The organism is Bacteroidota bacterium (assembly GCA_016195025.1).
GTDB lineage: Bacteria > Bacteroidota > Bacteroidia > Palsa-948 > Palsa-948 > Palsa-948.
Map to the genome: position 1 here is coordinate 77,385 of JACQAL010000004.1, position 19,423 is coordinate 96,807.

Genomic DNA, 19,423 nt, shown 5'->3' on the forward strand with positions numbered 1-19,423 from the left:
TTTATGGAACTGAAAGAAAAAATAAAATCGCTTTCCGAAAAATACCTGGATGAAATTATTTCCATCCGCAGGCATTTGCATGCCAATCCTGAATTATCGTTTGAAGAATACAACACTTCAAAATTTATTTCAGGAAAACTAAAAGAGTGGAAAATTCCTTTCAAATCCGGAATTGTAAAAACCGGAATCGTTGCTTTGATAGAAGGAAGAAAACTCTCCTCTCCTGCGGGAGAGGGGTTGGGGGTGAGGTCAATTGCATTGCGTGCCGACATGGATGCACTTCCCATAGAAGAAAAAAATAATATGGAATATAAATCTAAAAATGCCGGAGTCATGCATGCGTGCGGGCATGATGTGCATACTTCCTCCTTGCTTGGCGCTGTAAAAATTCTGAATGAACTCAAAAGCGAATTTTCTGGCACAATAAAAATTATTTTTCAGCCGGGAGAAGAAAAAGCACCGGGCGGTGCATCGCTGATGATTAAAGAAGGAGTTTTGGAAAATCCAAAACCGTCCGCAATTTTCGCGCAGCATGTTTTTCCTTCTCTCGAAACAGGCAAAGTTGGTTTCCGCAGTGGAAAATACATGGCGAGCACCGATGAGATTTATCTTACCGTGAAAGGAAAAGGCGGGCATGCGGCTATGAAAGGAACGTATGTGAATCCATTGCTAATCACTTCAGAAATTTTACTTGAACTTGAAAAAAAAATTTCTGATTGTAAAATCCCTACGGCTCTTGCTTTCGGAAGAATGCACGCAAACGGAGCAACGAATGTAATTCCTGATGAAGTGAAAGTTGACGGAACTTTTCGCACGATGGATGAAGCATGGAGAAAAGAAGCGCAGGAAATTATAAAATCAATTTGTGTTTCCATTGCAAGAAAATCAGGAGGTGATTGTTTGATTAATATATTGAACGGCTATCCTGCTCTTGTGAATGATGAACAAACTACTTCACGTGCAAAAAAATCTGCTGAAGAATTTCTTGGAAAAGAAAATGTGATTGAACTTGATTTGCGGATGACCGGAGAAGATTTTTCTTTCTACGCGCAAAAAATTCCTGCCTGCTTTTACCGGCTTGGAACCGGAAATATTTCCAGGGGAATTACTTCAGGCGTTCATACTCCGACTTTCGACATTGACGAGTCCGCTCTTAAAACCGGAATGGGTTTAATGGCATGGATTGCAGTGAATGAATTAAAATAAGATGAAAAAAATTTTCCTCCTGATTTTAATTTTCTTCTTCATTTTTTCATTCAGCAGTTGTTTTGATTCCTGCAAATCTCCGCAGGAAATTTCTTCAACCGATAATTCCGGTTCGTGCGATACTTCGCTATGGAAATATGTTTACAACCGCGACCGTTTACAATTGATAAAAAAATGTTTAACGGTTTCAGGAACCATTGAAGAAATCCGCAAAGAAAAAGATGGCGATGACCATATTCTTTTAAAGTTAGATGCAGGACAGGATAGTTTGCTCACAGATAAAAATAAAGAAAAGCAAAACGGAGATTTGGTGATTGAAGTTGTTTGCTTAAATACAATTAAGCAGGAAGATGCAGTTAATGCCTGTAAAGATTGTCCGGTTGTGCAGGTTTGGCCAAGAAGTTCGCATGTGAAAGTGAGAGGCTCATACGTGATTGACAGGCACCACGGCTGGGCGGAGATTCATCCGGTTTCAAAAATGGAATTGATAAAATAATTTCAGAAAAAATTTGTAACCAGTTTCGTTACAAAAAATCCTCCGAACAAAAGCCAGAGAAAAAGAATGCCTGCCAGTTGAATTGGTTTTGTTCCGGCTTCCCTGAATTTTGAAATTTGAGTTTCAAGTCCCAATGCGCACATGGCAATTGTCAGCAAAAATGTATCGGCAGTATTAATGGTTTCGATAGAATGGGAAGAAAATAAATTCATAGAATTAATTCCCGCAGCCAGAATGAATCCCAAAACAAAATAGGGAAGAGGAAATTTTCCGGAGGAAGTTCCGTTGCTTTTATTTTTCCGCACAATAAAAAAACCAAGCGCTATCAGCACGGGAACTAAAAGCATTACTCTTGTCATTTTCACAATCACTGCGCTGTTTGCTGCTGCTTCATTCGCTCCGTTGCCCGCCACAACTACCTGCGCTACTTCGTGAATGCTGCCTCCCGCAAAAATTCCAAACACATCAGAATTCATGTGAAGAATTCCGGAATGATACAGAGCAGGAAATAAAAACATGGAAATGGTTCCGAACAAAACCACTGTTGAAATTGCCACAACGGATTTGTGTTTTTCATTTTTCAGAACAGATTCGGTGGCGCATACAGCAGCCGCTCCGCAAATGGCGCTGCCTGCTGCGGTAAGCAATGCCAGATCTGAATCCATCCCGAATAATTTTTTTCCGAGAAAAATTCCCAGGAGCAAAGTGGAAATAACCATAATGAAACTAACGAGCAAACCCGGAGCGCCTACTTCAAGAATATTCTGAAACGTTATTCTGAATCCATAAAAAATAATTGCCGTGCGCAAAATATATTTTGTTGCAAATGCGGTGCCGGTGTTCAGTTTTTCAGAAATAGACGAAGGAAGCGCGTTGCCAAAAATAATTCCCATTATTATTCCAATCACTACCGGACTCATGCCGGAAGATTTCACAAATGAAGTTTGGGCAATGAATATTGCCGCAATGGCTATCAGAATAGAAAATAAAATTCCAAAATAGGAGGATGAAATTCGCTTCTCCGTATATAATAAAGTACTGCTCATTTTTCAATAATTAAATTCAGCTGCAAAGAAACTTCAAGAGTAGAAAAGCAAAAAGACAATTTTCAGTTGGATTATAGATTCTAACAAATGCAAAGTTGGGATTTTCATAGGAGAAATGGAAGTAAATTCAAATATTTCTAAGCTATCTATTTTTTACAACTAATTGAACAGTATAGCGGCTCTTGTGTTCAAGCAGAATTTTTTTTCCGATGCACACGCGTTCAATGGTGGATTGGTCATAATAGCGGATGGTAATAAGTTCAAGGTTATCGTTGTAAAGCACGCGGAAATTTTTTTTGAGATCCGAAATCAGAATTGGAATTTTCCGTTCATCGTTATCCACGCATACAGAAAAACTGATGGCAGAATTCTGCATCACATTAATTTTAACCGTGTGTTCGGAAAAAGTTTCAAATATATTGCTGAAATTTTTCTCCTCGATGAATGAAAAATCTTTCGGAGAAATGGAAAGAAGAATCTGATTTATCTTGAAAATGAAACAAGGAACCGGCAGCGGTGATTGAAAATCATTGATGACCGTTCCTTTTTCATCCGGCTGAAGAAATGATTTTACATAGAGCGGAATTTTTTTATTCTGCAGCGGCTTAATGGTTTTCGGATGAATCACCGTTGCACCATAGTAGGAAAGTTCAATCGCATCCTGATAACTCATCTGGTCAATTAATTTTGTTTCATCAAACCATTTCGGGTCGGCATTCATCACGCCCGGAACATCTTTCCAGATGATTACACTTTCGGCATTCATGCAGTAAGCAATAATTGCCGCTGTGTAATCAGAACCTTCGCGGCCAAGCGTAGTAGTAAAATTATCAGAGGTTTTTCCTATGAAACCCTGCGTAACAAAAATTCCGCCTACTTCAAAAAACGTTTTTGATTTCTGCTCTGTAAATTCCCAATCCACTTTTCCTTCTCTCCATGTGCTATCGGTGCGAATGATTTCCCGTGCATCAAGCCATTTGTTTTTTATTCCCGCTTCGTCCAGGTAAGCACTAACAATTTTTGTTGAAATAATTTCTCCGAATGAAACTATCCGGTCATATTCCGTATTATAAATGCCTGATGAATTGCTGGAAATATTTTTTTTTAGTTCCAAAAAAATATAGTCGAGTTCTTTGTAAATAGAATGTGAAGAATCAGCAAATAAATTTTTGATAACATCAGAATGATATTTTTTTATTTCTTCAAAAACGGAATTTTGATTTTCTCTTTTATAAAAAAAAGCGTCAACCAATTTTTCCAGCACATTGGTGGTTTTCCCCATAGCAGAAATTACCACAACGATATTTTCATCCGGAAATCTTTTCAGCACCGAGGCAACATTACGAACAGAATCTGTGTCTTTAACCGAAGCACCGCCAAATTTGAAAACCTTCATAAACTTTTTACTATTACTTTAGCAAAATTTTTATAGTGAACAAAGTTATTATTTCCTGAACAAGCATCTTCACATAATTTCATTTGATGTTCCTTTTCCGCCTGACTACGGAGGAGTAATTGATGTGTTTTACAAACTGAAGGCGCTTCACAAAGAAGGAGTGAAAATCACACTGCACTGTTTCGAATACGGGCGCGGAGAAAAAAAAGAACTGAACAACTATTGCGAAAAAGTTTTCTATTATAAACGCAAGGCGAACAAGCATTTGCTTTTTAATTCCCTTCCTTATATAGTATCGAGCCGGAAATCGGAAACACTAATTTCAAATTTACTGAAAGATGATTTTTCAATTCTATTTGAAGGATTGCATTGCTGCTTTCATTTGAACGATGAGCGGTTGAAGCGCAGAAAAAAAATTGTGCGCATGCATAACATCGAGCACAATTACTATTCCAATCTTGCCAAAGTTGAAAAAAGTTTTTTCCGCAGAAAATATTTTGAAAGCGAAGCAAAAAAACTTGAACAATTCGAATCAATTTTAAAATATGCGGATACAATAGCAGCAATTTCTCCTTCCGATACAAATGAATTGAACACTCGCTATAAAAATGCTGTAAATATTATGGCATTTCATCCGCATGATAAAATTGAAATCAAAGAAGGAAGAGGAGATTTCGCGCTGTATCATGGAAGTTTAGCAGTGGGAGAAAATAATAAAGCCGCGCTTTATCTGGTGAATGAAATTTTTAATGACATAAATATTCCTTTTGTCATTGCAGGAAATGGAGCTTCAGAGGAATTGAAAGATGCAATAAGAAATAAAAAAAATATTTCTCTACGAGAAAATATTTCAACTCAGGAAATTTATCAACTGGTGCAGCAAGCACAACTGAATATTCTCCCCACGTTTCAGGCAACGGGAATAAAACTTAAACTGCTTTCAGCGCTTTATACCGGAAAACATTGTTTGGTAAATTCTCCTATGGTAAAAGATACCGGACTTGAATCCCTTTGTCCTGTTGCAGATTCATCAGAAGAAATGAAAAAAGAAATTTTCCATTTAATGAAAATTTCTTTCAGCGAAGATGAAAAACTGAAACGTGAAAAAATTCTCTCGGAAAAATTTTCGAATCAGGCAAACATCAGGAAACTGATGGAGTTATTTTAGTGTCTGTTATTCTTCCGTTCTCGCAGCGAATGGTTCTTCCTGTAAAATGTTCGAACAAATGAAAATCATGAGTGGCAATCATCACTGCTCTTCCCGCTTTTGAAATTTCATAAAGCAGCCCGACAATTTCCTGCGCGGTTTCGGTATCGAGATTTCCGGTTGGTTCATCGGCAAGAATAACTTCCGGTTCATTAATCAGTGCGCGCGCGATGACAACACGCTGCTGTTCTCCCCCAGAAAGTTCGTGCGGCATTTTAAAACCTTTCGTACCAAGATTTACTTTTTCCAAAACTTCCTGTGCACGTTTCAGCGCATCATCTTTATTTTTCCAGCCGGTTGCTTTCATCACAAAAAGTAAATTATCGTTCACGCTTCGGTCGGATAGCAATTGAAAATCCTGAAACACAATTCCAAGTTTTCTTCTGAGCAGAGGAATTTCCTTTCGTTGTATTTTTTTCAAATCGTAGCCGGCAATTTTTCCTTCACCTTGCAAAAGCGGAATATCTGCATAGAGCGTTCGCAGCAAACTGCTCTTTCCGCTTCCTGTTTTTCCAACGAGGTAAACAAATTCTCCTTTGTCAATGGTGAGTGAAATATTGGTAAGAACTAAATTATGTTTCTGAAAGATAGACGCCTTGCTGAATTCTATAATTGTATCGAGCGGCATGAAGCAAAGGTACATTTCTCTTTTCGAACTTACTTTATTATACGTGCCTCTTTTAACAACGCTTCGTTAATAAGTAAGGATTCAAATCATAATTCATTTTCGCTTACGGCATAATTTTAACAGCAGAAAATTTTTATGAACAAGCGGACAGCAATTTATATTTTTCTCTTCGGATTATTTTTTCTGATTTGCATTGCGTTGTTTTCGCAGAAGACGATGGTCTATACAAATCTAGATGCGGATTTCAAATTGGCACTCGAACTTTTCCAGAAACAAAAATTCGGTTCAGCACAAAAACAATTTTCAAAAATTATTTCTCACTACGGCAATGAGCCGCATAACTTAATCCGGATTGACGCAGAATATTATTCCGCTCTCTGCGCGCTGGAACTTTTTAATAAGGACGCGGAACTGCTTCTGAAAAATTTTATTTCTGTTCATCCCGAATCTCCGCGCACTCAAACCGCCTATTTCCAATTGGGAAAATATAACTATAGAAAAAAACAATACAACAAAGCACTGGAGTGGTTTGCAAAGGTGGATGTGTATGACTTGAACAACGAAGAGTTATCGGAATTTTATTTTAAACGCGGATATAGTTTTTTTGAGGAAGACAGCATGGTGCAGGCGAAAAAAGATTTTTTCGAAATCAAAGACATTGACAATAAATACGCTTCACCGGCAACTTATTATTACGGGCATATTTCTTATCGTGAAAAAAATTATCAGACCGCACTTCAGCATTTTCAGAAATTAAAAAGAAATGAAAACTTCGGAGCGATTGTTCCTTATTATATAGCCCAGATTTTTTTTCTGCAGGAAAAATACGACAGCGCCATTGTTTATGCCAAGCCGCTGCTCGATTCCGGAAATGTGAAGCGGGTTCCCGAACTCACAAAAATTATGGGCGAATCTTACTACCGCACTTCAAAATATAATGAGGCAATTCCCTATTTGGAAAAATATAAATCGTTAGCGGGAAATTTAAATCGCAATGAATGGTATCAGCTTGGATATGCGTATTACAAAATTGAAAAATTTTCCGAAGCAATTCCATGCTTTCAGAATTCCATAGCGGAAAGAGACAGCATTTCACAAAACGCACATTATCATCTGGGAGATTGTTATGTGCGGGTTTCCATCGTGGAAAAAAAATCATTGCACATGCTCGCTAAAAATTCTTTTGAAGCAGCATATAAAATAGATTTTGATAAATCAATTACGGAAGATGCACTTTTCAATTACGCGAAACTCTGCTATGAACTTTCGTACTCACCTTTCAACGAAGCGCTCTCCGCACTCAGCGCATACATAAATAAATATCCCGATTCTCCGCGGCTCGATGAGTGCTATAAATACCTGGTGAATGTTTATCTCTCCACAAAAAATTACAAAGAGGCGATGAAATCCATTGAGAGCATGAAATCGCTGAATGAGGAAATGAAAACGGCTTACCAGAAAATTTCTTTTCTCTACGGCTTGCAATTATTCGCCAACAATCACTTGCAGGAAACAATTATTTACCTGAATAAATCTTTAACTCATCCTGTGAACAGCACCTATACTTCACTCGCGCATTACTGGAAGGGCGAAACTTTTTACCAGATGTCGGAAAAAGCAGGAATGAAATTCGGTTTGGATTCTTCCATCCTTTCCTACAAAACATTTCTCTCTTCTCCCGGAGCAATCAACAACAATGAATTTTTCGCAGCACATTATAATCTCGGCTACGCAAACTTTAAAAAGGAGAATTATTCCGAAGCCAATGTTTGGTTCAGAAAATATGCAGGATTAAAATCAAACGAGCCGAAAGAAAAAATGAACGATGCCTATTTGAGAATTGGCGATGGTTTTTTCATGATGAAAGATTACACTAATGCAGTGGATTATTACGATGAAGCGCTGAAAACCGGAAAGCGCGATGCCGATTACGCGCTCTACCAGAAAGCACTTGCACAAGGCGTGCTCGGAAAAAAAGAAGCGAAGGTGAATACGCTCGCAGAACTTCTCTCGAACTATTCCGGCAAACAAAACCTGCCTGCGGCAGGCAGGTATGAAGCGGCAGCAAAATTTGAACTCGCAAATACGTATGTGCAACTGAACAATGATGAAAACGCACTGGCATACTATAAAAAAGTTGTGAATGAACATCCGGAAACTTCTTTCACTCCGCGCGCGCTGCTGCAAATAGGAAGAATAGAAGCGAAGAAAAAAGAATACGACCATTCACTTGCAACGCTCGATAAAGTCCTTGCTTCCTATCCGAAAACCACCGAAGCATTTGAAGCCATCCGCGCCATGCGCGATATTTACAAAGCGAAAGGCGACATGGATGCATACGAAGCGAAACTGAAAAACATTCCTTATGCTGCCGTCACACTCGCTTCACTCGATTCAAGCAATTACGATGTGGCATTTGATTTTTACGACAAAGGCGATTGCGATAACGCAATTAAAAATTTCACAAAGTACATGGAAAAATATCCGAACGGAATTTTTCTCATTCAGGCAAATTATTACAAAGCCGAGTGCGATTTCAAAAATAAAAATTACGAGGCGGCTCTTGGCGGATATCAGTATGTGCTTGATAAACCACTCAACGCTTTCACTGAGTCATCTTTGCTGAAAGGAGCTGGAATAAATTACCGGAATAAAAATTATGAGAGTGCGCTGAAGCAATACGGGCGTCTGGCAGAAGTGGCGGAATATCCCGCAAATGCAAGCGAAGGAAAAACCGGAACCATGCGCTGCTTCTTCAATGTGGGAAAATTGGATTCGGCAAGCGCGGCAGCAAAAAAAGTTCTGGAAATTGAAAAAGTTTCCGATGAAACAAAAGCCGAAGCGCATTTCATCATAGGGAAAAATTATTCGGATATAAAATATTATGATTTGGCGGCAAAAGAATTTCTGGCGGTAACCTATCTGACAACGAGCGAGAAAAGCGCGGAAGCAAAATACAACATTGCCTACAACCAGTTTCTCACAGAGCAATACAAAGAATCGCAGAAAACAATTTTTGAATTGATTAATCAGCAGCCCGGCTATGACTACTGGATTGGCAAAGGATTTATTCTTCTCTCGGATGATTATGCCGCCCTAAAAGATTTATTCAACGCAAAGTATGCATTGCAGGCGTTGATTGAAAAATCTTCGAACATAGAATTAGTTACAATCGCAAAAGAAAAATTAAACCGGCTGAATGAAATTGAAGCGAAAGCAAAAGCCGAAGCCGAACTGAAAAAAGAAAAGAAAGTTGAAACTGAAATACAATTCAAACCCGATAATCCGAAGGACTCGGCATTGTATAAACAGGAAGGGAAGTAAGAGGTAAAAAGTAAAAAGTAAAAAGTAAAAATGAAAAAGAACAGGAACATACTTGTGATTTTATTTTTCTGCACAATAAATTCGTTTGCGCAGAAAATTCTCAAAGACACCACCGTTACAGTTGTAAAAGCATTTCAGCCAACGATTGCCGATGCTTTCAAAATAAATGAAATGCCGGTGGTAAAAGATTCTGTTCCGCCTATTCCAAATCTTTCCTACTCCATCCATTCAAAAAAAGTTTTCACTCCGTTCACCGTTGAACCGCTGAAGCCGGCAAAAATGGTGGGAGAGCCGCTCGTAAAACTTTACAACGGCTTGGTGAAACTCGGTGCAGGAAATTACAACACTCCCTATGCAGAAATTTTTTACAACAACGGACGCTCAAAGGAATATTCTTACGGAACTCACCTGAAACATTTTTCCTCCAGCGCAAACATGGAAGGTTACGGCTTCGGGGGAACAAGCGACAACCGGATTGAACTCTACGGAAAAAAATTTCTGCGCAAGCAAACACTCAGCGGAGGATTGGATTACAGCAGGAATGTTATTCATTATTACGGATACGATACATCCGCTTTATTTATTACGGATAACAACTATATCAAACAGCGCTATTCAAACATCGGGGGAAATGCTGCGCTGCAAAGCCATTACAGCGATTCCATTCATACAAATTATTTTCTGAAACTGAAATACTACAACCTCTCCGATTTTTATTCCACTTCTGAAAATAATATTTATGCATCGGGAGATTTCAGCGGCTATTACGAAAAGCAGTTGATTCATCTTCCGGTTACGGTGGATTATTACAACAACAAATCGAAAACAGATACGGCAAACTCAGCGCTCATTTCCCTTTCGCCCTACTTAACTTCCGCAGGAGAAAAATGGAGCGCACGCATTGGAGTGGGAATTTTCATGGAAGGAAACGAACACGATAAAAGCCGTTTTGCTTTTGCACCGAAAATTGATTTTAATTATAATGCAGTGGACAACATTCTCATTCCCTATGCAGGAGTTACCGGAGGATTGAAAAAGAATTCTCTCCAAACACTCACGGATGAAAATCCTTTTCTTATTCCTGCGCCAAACATAAAAAACACAAACACCAAATGGGAAATCTATGGCGGCATGCGCGGAAGCATCAGCAAAACCGTTTCGTACAATGCGCGCACTTCCTACAGCAAAATTGAGGACCTGTATTTTTTTGTGAACGATTACAGCGATGCTTTCAAAAAAGGATTCAACACGGTTTACTATGATGTTTCCCTGCTGAATGTGCACGGAGAATTGCAGTACCAGCACACCGAGAAAATAAAATTCATGGCAAAAGGCGATTACAACAAATACACTCTGCCTTCCGACAGCATGAGCCCCTGGCACCGGCCGCCTATGCAACTTACCTTCACTGCAAATTATAATCTGAAAAATAAAATTGCGGCAACTGCCGATGTGTTTGTGATTGGAAAACGCTTCGCTAATTCGTACGGGCAGGTGCCTTCCGCAAATCCGCCAAGCGTGGTGTGGACAGGTATTACGGAATTAAAACCCATAGTGGATGTAAATCTTGGATTGGAATACCGCTACAGCAAAAAACTTTCCGCCTTTGTGCATTTGAACAATCTTGGTTTCTCGCGCTATTATATCTGGAATAATTATCCTTCGTATAAATTTAATTTCATGGCTGGGATTTCGATGGCATTTTGATTGTTTCTTTTATTCCCCTTACCTGTCTTATAACTGAAACGCTTTCCTTTTATCTTTGCCGTCATGAAATTTAACCGCAATCTGTTGCCGTTGGTTTTTTTATTTTTCATTTTCTATTTTCCATTTTTTGTTTCTGCTGCCGCACCGCTTTCCGCCAGCGCGGGAAACAACACGGGCGTTTGCCCGGGTGATTCCGTTCAGATTGGAGGAAACCCCGCAGCCACCGGAGGAACTCCGCTTTATGTTTTTTCCTGGCAGCCCGCTGCTTCGTTGAGCAATCCTGCTATTGCAAATCCGTATGCGCAGCCGTCTGCTTCCACCAATTACACGCTCACGGTAACTGATGCAATGGGAAATTCTTCTATGTCGGTGGTGAATGTTTCCGTTTATTCTCTTCCCACAGTAAGCGCAGGTCCCGATCAAACCATTATTGAAGGAACAAATACTGTTTTGCAGGGAAGCGGAGCCCTGCATTATTACTGGACTCCCACTCTATATCTTTACATGCAGAATTCCGCCACACCGGTTGCCGAGCCGCAGGACAGCACCACGTTTTGCGTAATAGGCGTGGACGGAAACGGCTGTGCAAATGCCGACTGCATGAAAATTTATGTCATACCCAGCGATGAATTATTTTTTTACAATGCTTTTACTCCCAATCATGACGGGCTGAACGATGTTTTTTACATAGGAAACATTATGAAGTATCCGGAAAACAGATTTGAAGTATACAACCGAAACGGAAAATTGGTCTACAACGCTGCACCTTATCTGAATGACTGGGACGGCAAAGTGGACGGAAACGAACTTCCCTGCGCCACCTATTATTATGTGCTTGACCCCGGAAGCGGAAAAGAAAAAATTCACGGAGCAGTTACCATTATACGATGAAACATTTATTAAAATATTTTTCTTCCGTTAGAATTTTTATTTTGCTTTTCTATTTGTCCTATGTCATTTGTCATTTGTCATTTTCACAGCAGATGCCTTACTACACACAGTTCAAGCCGAACAACATTATGCTCAATCCCGCAGTGGCGGGCACCAAACGCATTATGGACGCGCGCCTCTTTTACCGCAACCAGTGGACGGGCTTTGACGATGCGCCTGTTACCATGGGATTTTCTGCCAACAGCCGTTTCATGAACGGAAGCATGGGAGCGGGCATTGCTTATTTCAGCGATAAAACCGGACCCACTTCGCGCAATGATTTTGCGCTGGCGTATTCTTACCACGCAAAGTTTGACGATGTGGAACTTTCGCTGGGCGCTGCGGGGCATTTGCTGAGTTACTTAGTGGACGGAAGCAAACTGCACATGCACATTCCGTTCGACAATGCCATTGACCTGGCGGCTTTTCAGAAGAAAAAAGTATGGGATGCCAGCGCGGGCGCTCTCTTTTACAACGACCGCTTTCATGTGGGCGTGAGCGTGCTGAATTTTATGGAGCCCACCATCAACTATTATCCGAATGACGACACGCTGCATAAAACAAAAATTCACATGGTGCCGCACGTATACGGAAGCGTGGGCTATAACTGGTCGGGGCAGGAGGACTGGATTTGGGAAAATTCATTGCAGGCAGTGTACTCCGCTTTTAATCCCATAGTGGTTGATTATAACCTGCGCCTGCATTATAAGCAGGTGATTTTTGGCGGGCTTTCCATCCGCCTGCGCGATGCCATTGCGCTGAATGCGGGCGTTACCATTGCCGGAGAATTTCACATCAGTTACTCCTATGATTTTATTGTTTCGCCCCTGAGCGCTTACCAGAGCGGCTCGCATGAAATCATGCTTGCCTGGAGTTCCAATTTAGGATTGGATAAGCAAAAAAAATACGATACCTCGCGCTTTAAACGGCAGCGGTACGGGTATATGTTTTGAAAATAAAACCTCGTCCTCATTTTTTAATGTACTGTTTTCAATGTTTCAATTTTCCTGCTATGGATATTTTTTATGTATTCAGCGAATAAAAATAATTCCCATCTCAGGTTCTGTTTTCAGAACTTTAAGAATAGAAGGAGCAAGTTCAACAACTGTATCTGGGCGGACAAACTTTAGATCAAGCAGCAGCACCGCAACAGGAAATTTTTTCAAACTCTGCTGGAAGTGAAGATTTTTATCGGCAGTAATCAGGATTTCAAAATCATTTGCAATCATTAAGCCAAGCAGTTCCCCGTTTCGTTTTCCATCCCAATCCATTTCCTGAACAGTAAAAATACGGAACGATTTTCCCAAATGCTTTTTCAGCACTTTAGGAATATTTTCGTCTAAAAGAATTTTCATTTCAGGCAATCAGAAGTTTTTCTGCGGACTTAAGCAGAGAAAGCGCCTGTTTCTTTTTTACGGAGGGGAAATCATTTAGAAATTCATCAAGCGAATAATTTCCTTCCAGGTAATCAAAAAGCGTTTGAATGGGAACGCGCGTTCCGCGAAAAACAGGAGTGCCTCCCAAAATTTCACGGTCAACATTAATTATATCTCTATTTTGCCTTTGTTTCATCATAAACAAATTTACAAATAAAAATTATAACCTTCTTCTTTATGTTTATTCATTTGAATCAACATTTACAGCATAGCTTCCCTCGCTACGCTCGTTAACACAAGTCCTCGGTTGGCATTTTATAAAAGTAAAACTATTTCCGGCAAAGATGCCGCAGATACAGCAACCGCTTCGCAACAGAGTTTTTTCTCTTTCCCATTCTTCTTGTAAAACATAAAATCGTACATTCGTTTTCTAAAATTATTTACCATGAAAAAGTTTTTCTTTTTACTTCTTACCTCTTACTTCTCACTTCTCACTTCCCACGCCCAGTATCCTTCACAAAACATCACCCTGCTTTCGCACTGGGATACTACCACGGCATACATTCCGCAGGAAAATTATTACCACATCCGCTACAACAGCATCTGGGGCTGGGCTGATACGGTGAAGAACCGCGAGTATGCCATCCTGGGTTCGGGAAGGGGAACTTTTTTTATTGATGTTACCACGCCTGCCGTTCCTGTGGTGCGCGCCTTTGTTCCGGGCAGGCGCGATTCGTGCATCTGGCGCGAATATAAAACCTACAAGAATTATCTCTATGCCGTGAGCGATGATTCTCCTCCCAACAGCATTCAGATTATTGATATGAGTTACCTTCCCGATTCCGTTCACGTGGTGTATGACCAGGATACGCTGGCGCAGCATGTGCACAGCATTTTCATTGACGAAGCCAACGCGCGCATGTATCTGAACATTGCCACTTACAAAGACGGAAGCCATTCGCAAATGGCAATGTGTTCGCTTACCAATCCAATTGCTCCGTACATACTGCGGAAACTGGAACAGGATTATCCGGCCGAAGACAATGTGCACGATTGCTTTGTGCGAAACGATACCTGTTATGCTTCCTGTTCCTACGATGGCTTGCATATTTATAAATATGCATCGAATAAATTTACCGAAGTGGGTGCCATTACCGGCTATGAACCGGGAGGCGCTTACAATCACAGCAGCGCGCTTACGGCAAACGGCAAAACGCTGATTTTTGCCGATGAAGTTCCGGCAAACCTCACGGTGAAATCACTCGATGTTTCCAATTTCAGCAACCTGAAAATTCTCGATAAGTTTAAATCCACTCCCGCCACCACCGCCACTCCGCATAATCCCTTCATCCGCAACGGAAGCAACTCGCACGTGGTGATAGCGTATTACGCAGACGGTGTTCAGATTTTTGACATTACCAATCCTTCCAATGTTACGCGCACCGGGTATTTTATTTCAAGCCCGGGTGGCTGTCCCACTTGTCCCAGCCAGGATTATTTCAGCTGCTGGGGAGTTTACATTGATTTGCCCAGCAAAATTGTGCTGGCAAGCGATATGCAGAACGGGCTTTTTGTGCTGGATGCCGCTGCCGCTATGGGAGTTAGGCCATTGAATTCCTCAGCTGCTGATGCGCAATGCTATCCGAACCCATTCACCGCTAATTTTGAAATTACTTTTACGCTTCCGGCAAATGAAAAAATCAGGTATGAATTAGCAGATGCGGAAGGAAAAACCATTATGAAGAAAGAAGCAGCGCTTCCCGCAGGAAAAACATCTCTCACTTTCGAAGGAAAAAATCTTCCTGCCGGCTCGTATCTTCTTTTGGTAAAAGGAGAAAAAACTTCTTTCACGAAAAAAATAATTAAAAGCAAGTAATAATAGAAGAACAGCATTCAGGGCTAAAGCCCAACGCGTTTGCAATCCATTAACCCCGACCTTAAGGTCGGGGCTACAAAAACAACAACAACGAACACGGGCTTTAACCCACAACAACAAACTATTTACAGATGAAACAAATTTTTATTTCTCTTTTTATTTCAGCCGTTGTTTTCATCAGCGTGGAAGCCGCGCTTCCGCGAAAAGAAAATCCGCAGCAAAGCGTGGTAAAAGCAAAGTTGCTTGAAAAAATTACCCGCAAGCCCGGTGAACTTATTATTCCCTATGAGAAATGGCAGTTGCCGAATGGTTTAACAATTGTAATACACGAAGACCACTCCGACCCTATTTTATATTTCGATGTAACGTATCACGTGGGTTCCAACCGCGAGCAAGTGGGGCGCTCGGGCTTCGCGCATTTCTTCGAGCACATGATGTTTCAGGGCTCCGACCACGTGGCAGATGAAGAACATTTCAAAACCGTTTCGGAAGCAGGCGGAACATTGAACGGCTCCACCAACTTCGACCGCACCAATTATTTTGAAACCGTTCCTTCCAATTATCTCGAACGCATGTTCTGGCTGGAATCAGACCGCATGGGATTTTTGCTCGATGCCGTTACACAGCCCAAGTTTGAAGTGCAGCGCGCCACCGTGAAAAACGAGCGCGGGCAGAATTATGACAACCGTCCTTACGGACTTGCATTTGAAAAAACTTTGGAAGCGCTTTTTCCCTACGGGCATCCCTATTCGTGGAGCACAATTGGATATATTGAGGACTTGAACCGCGTGGATGTTGGCGATTTAAAAAGATTCTTTCTCCGCTGGTACGGACCCAACAATGCAACGCTCACTGTGGCAGGCGATGTAAAACCGGAGGAAGTAATTAAGTATGCAGAAAAATATTTTATGCCCATTCCCAGAGGACCGGAAGTGAAAAATATTCAGAAGCAAATGGGTGTGCTCGATAAAGACCGTTACATTTCTTACGAAGACAACATCCGCTTCCCCATGCTGATGGCAACTTTTCCTTCCGTGCCGGCTTACGATAAAGACGAAGCCGCGCTCGATGCGCTCGCTTCCATTCTTTCGGAAGATAAAAATTCCATCTTCTACCAGAATTTTGTGAAAGCGCAAAAAGCATACGATGCCAGCGTAAATAATTTTTCTGCGGAAGTAACCGGAATGTTTTTCATGCAGGTGCGCGCGCTGCCCGATAAAGCGCACACCACCAATCCGAAAGAGCCGGCTTATTTTCCGCTGGCAAAAACCGATTCGCTCCTGCACGCATCGCTGATGGAATTTGAGAAGCGCGGTGTTTCCGATGAGGACTTGAAAAAATTCAAAGCGAAATTTGAAGCGCGCACCGTTCAATCGCTCAGCAGCGTGCGCGGAAAAGGCGCGCAGCTGGCAGCGAATCAAACTTTCACCGGCAATCCCGACCAGATTAGAAAAGATATGCAGCGCTATATGGCGCTTACCAAAGAAGACGTGATGCGCGTGTTTAACCAGTATGTGAAAAACAAACCCGCAGTTTACCTCAGCGTGGTGCCCAAAGGAAAAACAAACATTGCCGCCAAGCCCGATAATTTTCAGCCGCCAAAAAGAAATGCTGAGGACGGAAAAGAAAGCGCAGAATATAAAAATTTATCCTACAACAAAGCGAAAGATAATTTCGACCGCAGCAAAAAGCCGGGTTCGGGAGCCAATCCCGTAGTGAAAGTTCCGGATTTCTGGACAGAAAATTTTTCAAACGGAATGAAAGTGATTGGCATGAGGAACGATGAAATTCCCACCGTAAATATTACAGTATCTATGGAAACCGGGCACCGCGCAGAAGAACTTTCAAAAGCAGGGCTCGCGCATCTTACTGCGTCATTAATGGATGAATCCACGCAGCAGCACACGGCAGAACAGATTGACGATATGCTGAGTTTGATCGGCAGCGAAGTTTCTTTTTCGGCAGATGACGAGGAAATCACCTTCAACATTTCTTCGCTCGTAAAAAACTTAGATGCCACGCTGAAAATTGCCGAAGAGAAACTCTTCCAGCCGAAATTCGCGCAGGAGGACTTTGACCGCCTGAAAGAAGAACAACTGAACACCATCAGCAACCAGTCAACCCAGCCGGTGGTGATTGCGAATAATGTTTACCGCAAACTGCTCTACGGAAAAGCACATATTCTTTCAACTCCCATTGTGGGAACAAAAGAATCTGCCTCCTCGCTCACGCTGGAGGAGGTGAAGAATTTTTACGCGAATAAATTTTCTCCTTCCATAGTCAAAACCGTGGTGGCGGGAGATGTAACAAAAGAAAACATTCTGCCCAAACTTGGTTTCCTGAAAACATGGCAGGCGAAAAAAGTGGAGAACCCGCAGCAGCCCGCCACTCCTTCCATTGACAAAACAAGAATTTATTTTGTGAATAAAGATAACGCTCCCCAATCGGAAGAGCGCATTGGTTTTGTTTCCCTGCCTTACGATGCCACGGGAGAATTTTACCGCACTTCGCTCGCCAATTATATTTTAGGCGGAGCATTCAACAGCCGCATCAACCTGAACCTGCGCGAAGAGAAAGGATGGACCTACGGAGCGCGCTCGGGTTTTTACGGAACAAAATACGCAGCGCCTTTCACCGCGCAGGCAGGCATTAAAGGCGATGCCACCGACAGCGCCATTGTGGAATTCATGAAGGAAATAAAAAATTATGCGGACGCAGGAATCAAAGACGATGAACTTGCGTTTACCAAAAGTTCCATCGGGCAGCAGGATGCATTACGCTATGAAACCAACGGGCAGAAATCCTTTTTCATAAAACGCATTCTTGATTATAACCTTTCAAAGGATTTTGTGGACAAGCAGCAGGAAATTCTGAAAAAGATTTCGAAAGAAGAAATAAATAAGGTTGCGAAAAAAAATCTTCCTTACAACAACATGGTGATTGTGATTGTGGGCAACCGCGCAAAATACCTGGAGCGCATTAAAAAGTTAGGATACGAAGTGATTGAACTGGATGCGGAAGGAAACCAGTTGTGAAGAGCAGGTCAGTACAAAATTCCTATCTTTGCGCTATGAATTGGAAACAACATATTGTATCGGATAAAAATATTTTGCTCGGAAAGCCCACCATAAAAGGCACACGGATTTCAGTTGACCATATCATTTCACTTCTTGCGCAGGGCTGGACGGAACAAAAAATTTTGGATAACTATCCCCGCCTGACGAATGAAGCATTGAAAGCGGTGTTTACATACATACACGAATGTATGCAGGATGGTTTGCTTTATTTTCCTTCCAGAAAATCCGCCTGATGAAACTTCTTGCCAACGAAAACTTTCCTCTCGACAGCATACTCTATCTTCGAAAAAAAGGATATGATATAAAAGCCATCGGAACAGATTTTTCAGGAATCACTGATAAAGAAATAATTGCAATCGCTGAAAAAGAAAACCGAACCATTATAACTTTTGATAAGGACTACGGAGAACTGATTTTCAAATTCGGCAATAAGCCCGCCAGCGGTGTGATTTACCTTCGCCTTGATTATTACGCTTCGAATGAACCTGGAAAAATAATTGAGCGTATGCTTTCCGTTCCAAGGTTCAGCACCTTGCGAAAACTTACCGTGTTCGATGGAAATACATTAAGGCAAAGAACTTATTAAAAAATAAATTCCGCGGTGATTGTGATTGTGGGCAACCGCGCAAAATATTTAGAGCGCATTAAAAAGTTAGGATACGAAGTGATTGAACTGGATGCGGAAGGAAATCAGTTGTGAGAGCGGTTTGCTGATGGAGATTTTTTTATTAGACCTCTTTCATAATTCAATTTTTTGCCACAAAGGCACAAAGGCACGAAGAAATACACACAAAAAATACAGGGCTGTTCTTGGTGAATCTTGGTGACTTTGTGTTTTAGTGGCAAGTTGTTTTTTCTTTTCTGAAATGATATCTTACCATTTTTTCACTTTATCGTTACAATTTGGGGACCGACATTAATGTCTGTCCACATTATCGTAACGTCTGTCCGCAAAATGTAAAGATTGTTTCACTTTATCTTAACATTTGTCCGCAAATCATTGACATTTTTTCACTTTATCGTTACAATTTGGGGACAGACACCCGAATTCAAGAACTTAGCGCAACAAATCGACCTAGTAGATTTGTTGTATGGAAACACAGAATTATCACAGATTAAGTTATAAAGAGCGTGTCGTAATCGAGACACTTTTG

The 19,423-nt window shown here is 41.1% G+C and carries 16 protein-coding genes; 11 read left to right on the plus strand and 5 right to left on the minus strand.

Annotated elements, in window-relative coordinates; translation table 11 throughout:
* Window positions 1-3 precede the first annotated feature (3 nt).
* Together HY063_00825 and HY063_00830 are read left to right on the plus strand one after the other, a co-directional pair.
* Window positions 4-1,206: an amidohydrolase gene (locus HY063_00825; protein MBI3500315.1), complete on the plus strand. Its 1,203-nt coding sequence runs from the start codon at window positions 4-6 to the stop codon at window positions 1,204-1,206.
* Window position 1,207: 1 nt separating this feature from the next.
* The gene (locus HY063_00830) at window positions 1,208-1,702 is read left to right on the plus strand and encodes a hypothetical protein (GenBank protein MBI3500316.1); all 495 of its coding nucleotides are present in this window, start codon (window positions 1,208-1,210) and stop codon (window positions 1,700-1,702) included.
* Window positions 1,703-1,704: 2 nt separating this feature from the next.
* Here the strand turns inward: HY063_00830 and HY063_00835 are convergent, their stop codons facing one another.
* Window positions 1,705-2,748: a YeiH family putative sulfate export transporter gene (locus HY063_00835; protein ID MBI3500317.1), complete on the minus strand. Its 1,044-nt coding sequence runs from the start codon at window positions 2,746-2,748 to the stop codon at window positions 1,705-1,707.
* 142 nt (window positions 2,749-2,890) lie between these two features.
* The gene (locus HY063_00840) at window positions 2,891-4,144 is read right to left on the minus strand and encodes an aspartate kinase (protein MBI3500318.1); all 1,254 of its coding nucleotides are present in this window, start codon (window positions 4,142-4,144) and stop codon (window positions 2,891-2,893) included.
* A gap of 124 nt (window positions 4,145-4,268) precedes the next feature.
* Between HY063_00840 and HY063_00845 the strand changes: the two genes are divergently transcribed.
* Window positions 4,269-5,312, plus strand: a complete 1,044-nt coding sequence (locus tag HY063_00845) for a glycosyltransferase (GenBank protein ID MBI3500319.1) — start codon at window positions 4,269-4,271, stop codon at window positions 5,310-5,312.
* Here HY063_00845 and HY063_00850 read toward each other — a convergent pair.
* Window positions 5,287-5,979, minus strand: a complete 693-nt coding sequence (locus HY063_00850; GenBank protein MBI3500320.1) for an ATP-binding cassette domain-containing protein — start codon at window positions 5,977-5,979, stop codon at window positions 5,287-5,289. The genes HY063_00845 and HY063_00850 overlap by 26 nt on opposite strands.
* A gap of 135 nt (window positions 5,980-6,114) precedes the next feature.
* On the opposite strand from HY063_00850, the gene HY063_00855 reads away from it, so the two are divergent.
* The 4 genes from HY063_00855 to HY063_00870 all read left to right on the plus strand — a co-directional run bounded on the left by HY063_00855 (window position 6,115) and on the right by HY063_00870 (window position 12,893).
* The gene (locus tag HY063_00855; GenBank protein MBI3500321.1) at window positions 6,115-9,303 is read left to right on the plus strand and encodes a tetratricopeptide repeat protein; all 3,189 of its coding nucleotides are present in this window, start codon (window positions 6,115-6,117) and stop codon (window positions 9,301-9,303) included.
* Window positions 9,304-9,333: 30 nt separating this feature from the next.
* Window positions 9,334-11,010 carry a TonB-dependent receptor gene (locus HY063_00860; GenBank protein MBI3500322.1) on the plus strand — a complete coding sequence of 559 codons (1,677 nt, stop codon included), beginning with the start codon at window positions 9,334-9,336 and terminating at the stop codon, window positions 11,008-11,010.
* A 63-nt stretch (window positions 11,011-11,073) separates the two neighbouring features.
* Complete coding sequence (locus HY063_00865) at window positions 11,074-11,901, plus strand: gliding motility-associated C-terminal domain-containing protein (protein MBI3500323.1); 828 nt, start codon at window positions 11,074-11,076, stop codon at window positions 11,899-11,901.
* Window positions 11,898-12,893 carry a type IX secretion system membrane protein PorP/SprF gene (locus HY063_00870; GenBank protein MBI3500324.1) on the plus strand — a complete coding sequence of 332 codons (996 nt, stop codon included), beginning with the start codon at window positions 11,898-11,900 and terminating at the stop codon, window positions 12,891-12,893. The genes HY063_00865 and HY063_00870 overlap by 4 nt, the downstream gene beginning before the upstream one ends.
* 78 nt (window positions 12,894-12,971) lie before the next feature.
* Here the strand turns inward: HY063_00870 and HY063_00875 are convergent, their stop codons facing one another.
* Both HY063_00875 and HY063_00880 read right to left on the minus strand, forming a co-directional pair.
* Window positions 12,972-13,295: a DUF5615 family PIN-like protein gene (locus tag HY063_00875; protein MBI3500325.1), complete on the minus strand. Its 324-nt coding sequence runs from the start codon at window positions 13,293-13,295 to the stop codon at window positions 12,972-12,974.
* A 1-nt stretch (window position 13,296) separates the two neighbouring features.
* Entirely contained in the window at window positions 13,297-13,512 is a 216-nt protein-coding gene (locus HY063_00880; protein ID MBI3500326.1) for a DUF433 domain-containing protein, read from the minus strand.
* A 249-nt stretch (window positions 13,513-13,761) separates the two neighbouring features.
* Here HY063_00880 and HY063_00885 point away from each other — a divergent pair, with 249 nt between their 5' ends.
* From HY063_00885 to HY063_00900, 4 genes are all read left to right on the plus strand, one after another.
* Window positions 13,762-15,192 carry a choice-of-anchor B family protein gene (locus HY063_00885; protein ID MBI3500327.1) on the plus strand — a complete coding sequence of 477 codons (1,431 nt, stop codon included), beginning with the start codon at window positions 13,762-13,764 and terminating at the stop codon, window positions 15,190-15,192.
* Between the two features lie 131 nt (window positions 15,193-15,323).
* Window positions 15,324-18,227, plus strand: a complete 2,904-nt coding sequence (locus tag HY063_00890) for an insulinase family protein (GenBank protein ID MBI3500328.1) — start codon at window positions 15,324-15,326, stop codon at window positions 18,225-18,227.
* 35 nt (window positions 18,228-18,262) lie between these two features.
* Window positions 18,263-18,502 carry a DUF433 domain-containing protein gene (locus HY063_00895; protein ID MBI3500329.1) on the plus strand — a complete coding sequence of 80 codons (240 nt, stop codon included), beginning with the start codon at window positions 18,263-18,265 and terminating at the stop codon, window positions 18,500-18,502.
* Complete coding sequence (locus HY063_00900) at window positions 18,502-18,855, plus strand: DUF5615 family PIN-like protein (GenBank protein MBI3500330.1); 354 nt, start codon at window positions 18,502-18,504, stop codon at window positions 18,853-18,855. Before HY063_00895 ends, HY063_00900 begins: the two co-directional genes overlap by 1 nt.
* Window positions 18,856-19,423 lie beyond the last annotated feature (568 nt).